The 9438-nt window shown below is 55.7% G+C and carries 8 protein-coding genes; 1 reads left to right on the top strand and 7 read right to left on the bottom strand.

What is annotated here, in order from left to right; genetic code table 11:
- Positions 1 to 242: 242 nt before the first annotated feature.
- The 7 genes from ABD827_RS11190 to ABD827_RS11160 all read right to left on the bottom strand — a co-directional run bounded on the left by ABD827_RS11190 (position 243) and on the right by ABD827_RS11160 (position 7899).
- On the bottom strand, positions 243 to 572 hold the full coding sequence (locus tag ABD827_RS11190; RefSeq protein WP_344964869.1) for an AzlD domain-containing protein: 330 nt from the start codon (positions 570 to 572) through the stop codon (positions 243 to 245).
- The gene (locus tag ABD827_RS11185; RefSeq protein WP_344964868.1) at positions 565 to 1290 is read right to left on the bottom strand and encodes an AzlC family ABC transporter permease; all 726 of its coding nucleotides are present in this window, start codon (positions 1288 to 1290) and stop codon (positions 565 to 567) included. Before ABD827_RS11185 ends, ABD827_RS11190 begins: the two co-directional genes overlap by 8 nt.
- 91 nt (positions 1291 to 1381) lie before the next feature.
- The gene (locus ABD827_RS11180; protein ID WP_344964867.1) at positions 1382 to 2716 is read right to left on the bottom strand and encodes an MmgE/PrpD family protein; all 1335 of its coding nucleotides are present in this window, start codon (positions 2714 to 2716) and stop codon (positions 1382 to 1384) included.
- A gap of 96 nt (positions 2717 to 2812) precedes the next feature.
- Positions 2813 to 3835, bottom strand: coding sequence for a glycine betaine/L-proline ABC transporter substrate-binding protein ProX (gene proX, locus ABD827_RS11175; RefSeq protein ID WP_298723113.1), 1023 nt, complete (start codon positions 3833 to 3835; stop codon positions 2813 to 2815).
- Between the two features lie 48 nt (positions 3836 to 3883).
- Positions 3884 to 4843 carry a glycine betaine/L-proline ABC transporter permease ProW gene (gene proW, locus ABD827_RS11170; RefSeq protein ID WP_298723116.1) on the bottom strand — a complete coding sequence of 320 codons (960 nt, stop codon included), beginning with the start codon at positions 4841 to 4843 and terminating at the stop codon, positions 3884 to 3886.
- Between the two features lie 40 nt (positions 4844 to 4883).
- On the bottom strand, positions 4884 to 6074 hold the full coding sequence (proV, locus tag ABD827_RS11165; protein WP_344964866.1) for a glycine betaine/L-proline ABC transporter ATP-binding protein ProV: 1191 nt from the start codon (positions 6072 to 6074) through the stop codon (positions 4884 to 4886).
- Between the two features lie 598 nt (positions 6075 to 6672).
- Entirely contained in the window at positions 6673 to 7899 is a 1227-nt protein-coding gene (locus ABD827_RS11160; protein WP_344964865.1) for an aromatic ring-hydroxylating oxygenase subunit alpha, read from the bottom strand.
- A 302-nt stretch (positions 7900 to 8201) separates the two neighbouring features.
- Here ABD827_RS11160 and ABD827_RS11155 point away from each other — a divergent pair, with 302 nt between their 5' ends.
- The gene (locus ABD827_RS11155; protein ID WP_344964863.1) at positions 8202 to 9191 is read left to right on the top strand and encodes a LysR family transcriptional regulator; all 990 of its coding nucleotides are present in this window, start codon (positions 8202 to 8204) and stop codon (positions 9189 to 9191) included.
- The last annotated feature ends 247 nt before the right edge of the window (positions 9192 to 9438 follow it).

Raw genomic sequence — 9438 nt, 5'->3', positions numbered from 1 at the left:
ACGGTTGAGCCGGCTTTACTTGCTCTCGCCGGGTGTTTCGGCATGACCTATAAAAACTGGGGAGCCCTCAGCACGACGGCGGGAATCCAGGACGTGTGGTGCAGAACGGTCAGACTGCTGGTTGTCTGCAAAGGCACTGGACCCCCGCCTTCGCGAGGGTGACGATAAAGGCGCACTAGCTCCAGAATCCACATCAGTTATAGGATGCTGCTTAATGACTGCTGGTTTTGTGAGCTGGACGATTAAACGTTATAAAACTTCAATATCCAGAAGATGACCATGCCTATGCATAATGGCCAGAATACACCTCTGAAACGCCAGGCCAGTATGGCCGTGACCAGGGCCGCCGTTATCTGTGTGATGCTCACCGAATCCAGCGAAGTTTTATCCTGAAAGATAATGGCTGGGATGGACAGCGCGGCCAGCACGGCGGGGGCCAGCAGTTGTAATGCCCTCTGGTGCTTGCCAATATCGAAGCTTCCCCTGCCATGGAGATGAACGAACGACAGCCGTATGGCGAAGGTGCCGATGCCGACGGCGATGAATATCAACCAGAGTGTCAGGTTATCCATTGTTTTCTCTCTGTACCTTCAGGCTGTTTTTGGTGATGAAAGAGCTGGCAACCAGGCCGATGGTGGTTCCGCCGATAATCGCCGCAATAAAGCCCAGATTATAAGGCAGTTGGATTAGGCTGGTCGCCACCAGGGCCGAAAACACCGCCGTGATCAGCGATGCCCGGTTACGGATACTCGATACCAGCATGGCGATAAATGCCAGGGGAATAGCGAACTCCAGTGACCACTCGGCCGGTATCTGTTCGCCAACCAGCAGGCCCAGGATGACTGAGCCAACCCAGCTTACCGCCAGCGCCACTGCCGTACCGGCGAAATAATAAAGCTTCTCCCTGTCACTCTGGTCGGGCGTAAAGCGAGTCGAGCACAACCCATAGGCCTGATCGCTGATCAGGTAGGCCAGGGGCCATTTGTGGCGGGTCTTCAATGAGTGCAGCAGCGGGGCGAAGGTGGCGCTGTAGATAAGGAAGCGAATATTCACCATTAGCGCGGTGAAGATAATGACCGCCGGTAGCGCCTGTTCCTGAATCAACTGATAGGCCGCCAGTTGTGCCGATCCGGCAAAAAACAGCAATGTCATGCCGATGGTCATCTCGGGGCTGAATCCCAGGCTGGTGCCGTTGGCCCCGGCGATCAGCCCGAAAGGCAGTACCCCCGGCACCATGGGCAGCAAATCTCTTACTCCTTCCAAAAAAGCGCTCTTGCTGCTTGTTTGCATGTTCTGTTGTCCTTGCACGTTCATGAGGCGTCAGGGCTGAATGGGTCAGGGACCCAATGTGCAGGATCCCTTGTCATATCTCAATACTCGATTAAGGATTCAATACCTGGTCGAGTAATGCACCGCAATCGCCGGCCTGTTCCAGCTGGTCTACCGCCGATATAATAGACTCGATACGCTCCTGGCTGAAGTTGACCGAGGCCAGCTGTACGAACTTGGCCCTGAACTCTGCCTGGGTCATGGCGGTATCCGGGTCGCCTTTGGCGGCGGTGATCGGGCTTGCGAAGTGTTTGCCGTCTTTGAGTCGTATGCTGACCCGCGACAGAATTTCCCGGGGAAAGCGGGCCGACAGACCCTCGGCTTCGACGATGTCGATGCGGCGGCTGACTGCCAGTATGTCCTCTGCGTGAATGGCATCGCCGGTCACCTCGTTCGGCCCCACCTGGCCCCGGCTGAGCAGGGCCGCCAGGGGGAAGGCCAGCCCATACTGGGCTTCATCCGCATTCGCCGGAAAATGACCCTGCAGGCGCACCGACTCATGGAAGGTTTCCACCCGAACCTGTTCTATGGCGTCGCTGTTGATCTCGGGATGGGCAGCCAGCAGGGCGGTGGCGGCGGTGAGTGCGGGCTGGGCCCAGCGGCATACCGGCCAGGGTTTGAAGTACTGGGCATCGATTTCCCAGTGGCTACCCAGATCCTGCCAGCAATGTCGGACCCGTTCCATCTCGACGGTTTCTGCCGGAGCACCGGTGATCCCGGCCTGGGCCATCAGCAGGGCGTTCAGCCCGGCATAGGCGCCGGCCCCGTGAGCGTCGCGCAGCATGGAGGGAAAATCCACCAACCGCATCATGGGGCAGCGGGGGCCAAAATACTCGGCGATGCCCAGTGCATGCAGAAACTGCTCTTCATCCAGGCCCAGCAGGCGGGCGCCACCGCAGACCACGCCGATGCCGGAAAAAGCCCCGGAGGCATGGTATTCGGCTGCCGTGTCCATGAGCGCCACGCCGGCACGCAGGCCGGTTTCATAGGCAACGGTGAGTGCGGCCAGAAACTCGGCACCGCTGATGGTGCGTCCCTGATCGCGGCAGGCATCGACCAGCGCCAGCAGGGCCGGGACCACGGTGGCACCGGCGTGACCTTTGGAGGTGAAGTGGCCTTCATGAGCGTCCAGGCTGTCGATGGTGAAGCCGCCGACCCAGGCCGATCCCAGGGGGTGAGCGGGTCGGCCGTCGAATAGCAGACGGCTGCTCAGCCGAGAGGGCAGATAGTGGGCGAGGGCATAGTTTTTTATACACTCGGTGGTGTTGTTTTTCTGGGCACCGGCCGCGACACCCAGAATATCCAGCAATGCGGTGCTGACCAGATACCGGGTATGTTCGGGTACTTCGGCAAAGGTCAGTCCCTTTACAAACGGATATAAAGACATGATCACTATCCTGTATAAGTCGGTAATAAAAAAGGTGCCCGACTGGGCACCTGTTCCCATCATGGGGATAAAACAATCACCGTGAACAGATCTGCGTCAGTTGGCCACAGAACGGGCCTGTTCCAGCCAGCCGTCAAAGGTGGTGCGGTGGGCGGCAATCCACTCCTGGGCGTGGCGCTTGATATCCTTGACTGATTTTTCGCCATTCTGCATTTTCAGGTTTTGGGCGCTCTCGTCGGCGGTGGTGATTTGCACCTGAGACAGAAAGGTTTTTGCGACCGGGTTTTCTTCGGCAAATTCACGGTTCATCACCGCCATTACCCTGTCGATAGCAAAGCCCAGATTTTTACCTTCATGCATGGTGTTCACGCCCTCATTACCACCGGGCAGGCTGGTATAGGGAACTTCCAGCCATTCCACATCTTTGCCTTCAACCAGAACACCGGCGATCCACTGGGGGACCCAGGTAAAGTAGAGCACGGGTTGGCCTGCCTGGTAACGGGCGATGGTATCCGCCATCAGGGCAAAGTATGAGCCCTGATTGTTGTTGACATAGTCCTCCAGCCCGTAGGCCTTCATGTGGTGGTTGATCACCAGTTCGCAGCCCCAGCCCGGGTTGCAGCCGGTCAGATCGGCCTTGCCGTCGCCATTGGTATCGAACAGCTTGGCGATTTCCGGTTTTTTCAAATCTTCCACCGAGCGGATGTCATAGGCATCGGCGGTTTTTTTATCGATCAGGTAGCCCTGCAAAACGCCCGGTATAATACTGCCGGCCTGGACCATGGTCTCGTCACCGCCGGCTTTCTGGTAAAAGCTGTCGTGCAGTACCTCCCAGGGGTGTACGCTGAAGTCCGCGTCGCCGTATGAGAGGGCCAGCATCAGGGCGGCATATTCGGTTTCCTTGGGTTCCTCCACGTCGTAACCCAGCTCTTTCAGACCGGCCATGGCAATTTCACCCCGAAAGCGCTCTTCGGCGATGCTCGGGAAGATGGGAGTGACCGACACCCCTTCGCCCGGCTGGCTGGCGGCATGGGCTGCGCCGCCGAGGGACAGGGTGAACAATGACGCTGCGGTCAGTTGCAGTGCTTTCCTTGTCAGTTGCTTGAACTCTATTTGCATCTTCTCATACTCCATATGATGGTTGTTGCGGTCTTGTTTTACAGGGGTTCAAGGGTCGGTTCTGGGTGAGTGCTGCTTGCCCAGAAGGTTGCGATAGAGACGGACGCAGATGCCGGCCGGCCCGCTTTCGTACCAGTGCTGGGTATTGCCGCTCTCGGAGCGCTTGCCCATCGCCTGGGTCAGGCGATCGAGAAAGATGGCCAGCAGCACCAGGCCGACACCGCCAACGGTGGCCAGGCCCATATCGAGGCGACCGATACCGCGCAGTACCATCTGGCCGAGGCCGCCAACCGAAATCATGGAGGCGATCACCACCATCGATAAAGACAGCATCAGGGTCTGATTGAGGCCGGCCATGATGGTCGGGGTCGCCAGCGGCAACTGGATTCGAAACAACATCTGGCGCGGAGTGCAGCCGAAGGCGCGGCCGGCTTCTACCTTGTCGGCCGGGACCTGACGGATACCCAGGTTGGTCAGGCGTACCAGTGGCGGCAGGGCAAACACAATAGTGACCAGTACACCGGGTACGTTGCCGATACCGAACAACATCACCACCGGTACCAGGTAAACGAAGGCCGGCAGGGTCTGCATGGCGTCCAGCACCGGGCGCACAATACGCTCGAGGCGGTCGCTGCGGGAGCAGAGGATGCCCAGCGGAATACCGAACAGCACGCAGAAAAATACCGAGGTCAGCACCAGCGACAGCGTGGTCATGGACTCGGACCAGACCCCGATCAGGCCGAGGCAGAACAGGGTGACGGCACAGAACAGGCCCATCTTCTTGCCCGCCAGCTGCCAGCCGAGCAGGGAAGAGAGAATGATACCGATCAGTGGCGGGATCGACTGCAGTACGAACTCGATACCGTCAAGCACCTGGTCTATCGGCCAACGAATGCTGCGGAATACACTGCGAAAATTCTGTACCAGGTAATTCAGGATACTTTCTACCCATTCACCCAGCGGCACATTTAAATATTGAAACGGATCTAACAGGCTGAAATCTGACATCAGGTTACCCCTTCCTTTGAATAATGGTGACAGTGGTTGCCTAGCTGTGACTCAGGGTTTGCAGCAGGCGGCTTCTGGAGATGGTGCCGTGGAACAGGCCGTCCCGGTCGACTACAGGGATCGGGTAGGGCGTGTTGGCCACGGTATCCAGAACCTCATGCAAGGGGGTATCGTGGTAGATGCTGTGGTGACCGTTGATGCGCAACGCCTGCAGGGCTTGCATATCTGTATTGTTGCCATTGCAGCCTTTGGTAGAAACCACCCCCTGTAGAAGGCCTTGCTCATCAATCAGGTAGCTATAGGGCGTTTCGGTCGAGGCGGTGAAGGGATGTACGCTGCCGTTGACGGTGATCAGGTTGTCGGTGTGTTTTTCGGCGATATCGCCGGCCTTGAGCACCTTGGACACGTCGACTCCCTTGAAGAAGGTGGCCACGTAGTCATCCGCCGGGTTGTTCAAAATCTCTTTTGGTGTGCCTATTTGCACGATGCGGCCGCCTTCCATGATGGCTATCCGGTCGCCGATGCGAATGGCTTCTTCCAGATCATGGGAAATGAAGATGATGGTGCGTTCCTGCTCTTGTTGCAGGCGGATCAATTCCCCCTGCATCTCTTGGCGGATAAGCGGATCCAGAGCCGAAAATGCCTCGTCCATCAGCAAAATGGTGGGATCATTGGCCAGGGCACGGGCCAGTCCGACCCGTTGCTGCATGCCGCCGGACAGCTGATGCGGATAACTGGCACCATGCTCACCCAAACCAACCTGAGCCAGGGCATCGGCGGCCCTGGCATGGCGTTCCTGTTCGCCGACGCCGGAAACAGACAAGCCAAAAGCCGCGTTTTCCAGTACCGTCATGTGAGGCATCAGGGCGAAGGACTGGAACACCATGCTCATGTCCTTGCGTCGAACCTGCAGCAGCTCGGTATCCGACAGGCCGGTGATCTCGCGGCCATTGAGCTGGATGGTACCGGCGGTGGGTTCGATAAGGCGGTTGAGCAGCCTCACCATGGTGGATTTACCCGAACCCGAAAGGCCCATGATGACAAATATTTCTCCCCGGTTAACAGAAAAGCTGGCATCAAATACGCCAACGGCCTGACCGGTTTCCTCAAATATCTCGTCTTTACTGGCCCCTTTATTAAGCATCTCCATCGCAAGTTCAGGCTGGGCGCCAAATACTTTATAGACATTTTTTATCGAGAGGATTTCTCGTGACTCCGTCGTTACAGCCATAATTGCTACATTCCCTGTGATGATTACCGATGATTTATTTAGCGGTAATGATTAACGCTATTCAGATTGTCTGGCTGCCCGCATTAATCAACTGTCGTATTATATGGCAGAATTAATGTTGGCTGCAGGATGACCATGAATATCCGTTTGGCCTGGTTATATATCTCCCTGATTGCCATGAAAATACAGCGGCACTACATGCCATTAGTTAAAAATATTTAACAACACTTTCTTTATTGATGCCGATGTATAAGTACCATCGGATATTTGTTGTTTATTTGTAACAATCAATTTATTGCTTTTGGTCAGATCCGTCTAACTATGTTTGGTAGGTGGAAACCATAACGATAAGTTATTGTTCGGGGTAATTTCAGTGTGCGAGGACAGCGCAACCCGGTGGAAGCAACATCATCGATGGCAAGAGTGGCTGCAGGGAGCTGGGTGGTGAAATGCAGAACAAGCAAGAGGTGCACGCGCAGAGACAGCGCTCGGAACAAGGCAGGGAGTCAGTGCGGAAAGCGGGGGGTATCGGAGAAGTATGATATGAACATGCCTCCTGGCTATGGCCAGGAGGCATGTTGCCGGACTATGTCAGTGGTTAGTCGTTTAGCTTCTTTTTCATGGTGTCGCAGTACCAGTCGACGAACTGGCAGACGCCGTTCTCTGCAATATCCGAATAAGGTCCCGGAATATAGGATGGCGAGCCAACTCCCAGGAAGGATTCCTCCACCAGCTTGCGATCCTGGTCATTGGTTGCCAGCCACACCTTGGTCAGGTTGTCCAGATCATAATCGACGCCTTCCTGTGCATCCTTGTGTACCAGCCACTTGGTAGTGACCAGGGTTTCACCCGGGCCCAAGGGCAGGATGCGGAAACTCAGCGCATGATCGCCGAGGAAATGGTTCCAGGTGGAGGGATAGTTGAAGTACAGCAGGGCACCGATATTCTGCTCGTCGGTACTGTCCAGCCTGCCGTTGACGGCGGGTTTGCCGTTCATGGTATAGCTGACGGCGTTCTTGAACAGCGGGATGCGGGTCATGCGGTACCGGCCGTTGGGATCCATTACCAGGCGGCTGGGCAGGCCCGCCGCTTCGCAGCGTTCCCAGTGGGCCAGCAGCTCGGGATCTTCGGCCCCGGCCACACCCGCGACAGCCAGATTTTCCAGGAAGGAGTTGAGCAACTCGGGGTGGCAGCCATCGCAATGGTAACATTCCCGGTTGTTTTCAAAGACCAGCTTCCAGTTGCCTTTTTCAATCAAATTGGACTCAAAGGCTACCTTGCAGTCTTCCAGGTTGTGCGGGCCGATAAAGGGGGATACATCGCGGCGGAAGGGTTCAAAGTCGGGCGCATCCTGTGCAACACAGACATAGATGTAGCTGTTGACCACTTCACAGTGAACCGGTAACAGGCCGTGTTCATCGGGGTTGAACTGCTCGCCCATGTTGGCGGCAAACTTGAGTTTGCCGTCCAGATCATAGGTCCAGCGGTGGTAGGGGCAGACCAGCTTGGCGACCTTGCCTTTTGACTCGGTACAGAGGCGTGACCCCCGGTGGCGGCAGCTGTTATGGAAGGCGCGGATATCGCCGCTGTTGTCACGCACGATAACAACCGGATAGCTGCCAATCTGCAGGGTCAGGTAATTTCCCGCCTTCGGGATTTCGAAGGTGTGACCGGCAAAAATCCACTCCTTGTACCAGATCTGCTCGAGATCCTGCTGGTAGACATCGGCATCGTGGTAGAGCTCACGGCTCAGGCTGTGGCGCGGCTTGCGCTGATTGATAAGCGCCAACGTCTTCAGTTTGCCCGTCATCATTTTAACTTCCATTGCCCTGCTCCTTGCTTTAACGGCTTCGACATACGGTATTAATTAGAGGAAGTCAGACATTCCTGATTGAATGTTTGCTGATTAAAAATACAGTAAGGTATACATGTTAAGTGATAATTGCTGACAATAAATACTTCCAATGTATGATTTTCCAGTTTGCCCGGAGTATTTTATAAAGGTTTATCCTTTCACCGGTAAAATGCTTAATCAGCTTATTAAAAGGTGGCTGATTGACTAACTATATAAGTAGGATAGAGTTGGGAGAAGCAACTTTAACTTATCGGAATTGATAATAAAATATTATGGTTAAGCTTGTAGAACCGGACAAAATATTGGTCAGAATGCCCTCGTTAAGGGCAGTCAGGTCGTTTGTGGCCGCCGCCAAATACTTGAGTTTTACCCGGGCGGCCGAGGCGCTGTGTGTCACCCAGGCGGCGATCAGCCGTCAGATCCGCGAGCTGGAAGCCCATCTGGAGGTGGAGCTGTTCAGGCGTATCGGCCGCTCGGTCGAGTTGACCGAAGCCGGCACTATCTTCTACGACGCAGCCTACCTGTCATTTGTGAATATTGCCCAGGCGGCTGAACGTATCCAGAGTACCAAGAGCGGCAAGCCGGCCCTGACCATCTGTTGTTCACCGGCGTTTTCCGGACTCTGGCTGTCGCGCCGTCTGCCCGACTTTTTTGCCGACAACCCGGATATCGATATCAATGTGGTGACTACCGGCAATTTTCTGCAGATGGAACCCGGTGTGCATCCCGATGTGTTTATCAACAAGGTCACGGATCCGCGGGAGGGATATCATTCCACCCCCCTGTTTTATGATCTTATCTACCCTGTCTGCACTCCGGCGTTTCTGCAGGAAAACCCGGCCATTGCCAGCCTGGAGGGCCTGCGAGATACCGTGCTGCTGAATCTGAGCCCCTACGGCAGGGCACAGGTTGCGGAGCATGTGGACTGGAGCGTCTGGTTCTCCTTCTTCAATATCAACCTGGAAACCCGTTCCAGAGACGACAAGCATTTGTTTAATGCCAATGACTACAACATGCTGATACAGATGGTGCTGAACAATCAGGGCGTGTCGCTGGGCTGGCACCATCTGGTGTCGCCGCTGGTGGAGCAGGGGCTACTGGTCAGGCCGGTAGCGCAGGAAGTGGTGTTTCGGGAAAAGCGGCACTATCTCACCTATCCCGAGAGCAAGGTCAATAACGAGGTATTCTGTCGGTTCAGAGACTGGATGCTCGGCTGCATGGACGATGAACGGATCTCGGTCCCGGCGCTCGAAAGGGAATAAGCCGCGGAGGGTATCTTTATTGCGGGCCAGCAATCCGCGTGGCCCGAGCAGCGCCATAAGTAATATCTCATAACTGATGTGGATACTGGGGCTAGCTTTTCTTTCTCGTCACCCTCGCGAAGGCGGGGGTCCAGTGTCTTTGCAGGAGAAGCGCAGGCTGACAAATCTGCGCCACAGGCCCTGGATTCCCGCCTTCGCGGGAATGACAAGAGAGGACATGCGGGAATGACAAGAGAGGACATGCGGG

The organism is Oceanisphaera sediminis, from assembly GCF_039539745.1.
Lineage (GTDB): Bacteria > Pseudomonadota > Gammaproteobacteria > Enterobacterales > Aeromonadaceae > Oceanimonas > Oceanimonas sediminis.
Note: the sequence above shows the minus strand (reverse complement) of the source record. Positions and strands in the feature narration are given on the sequence as shown.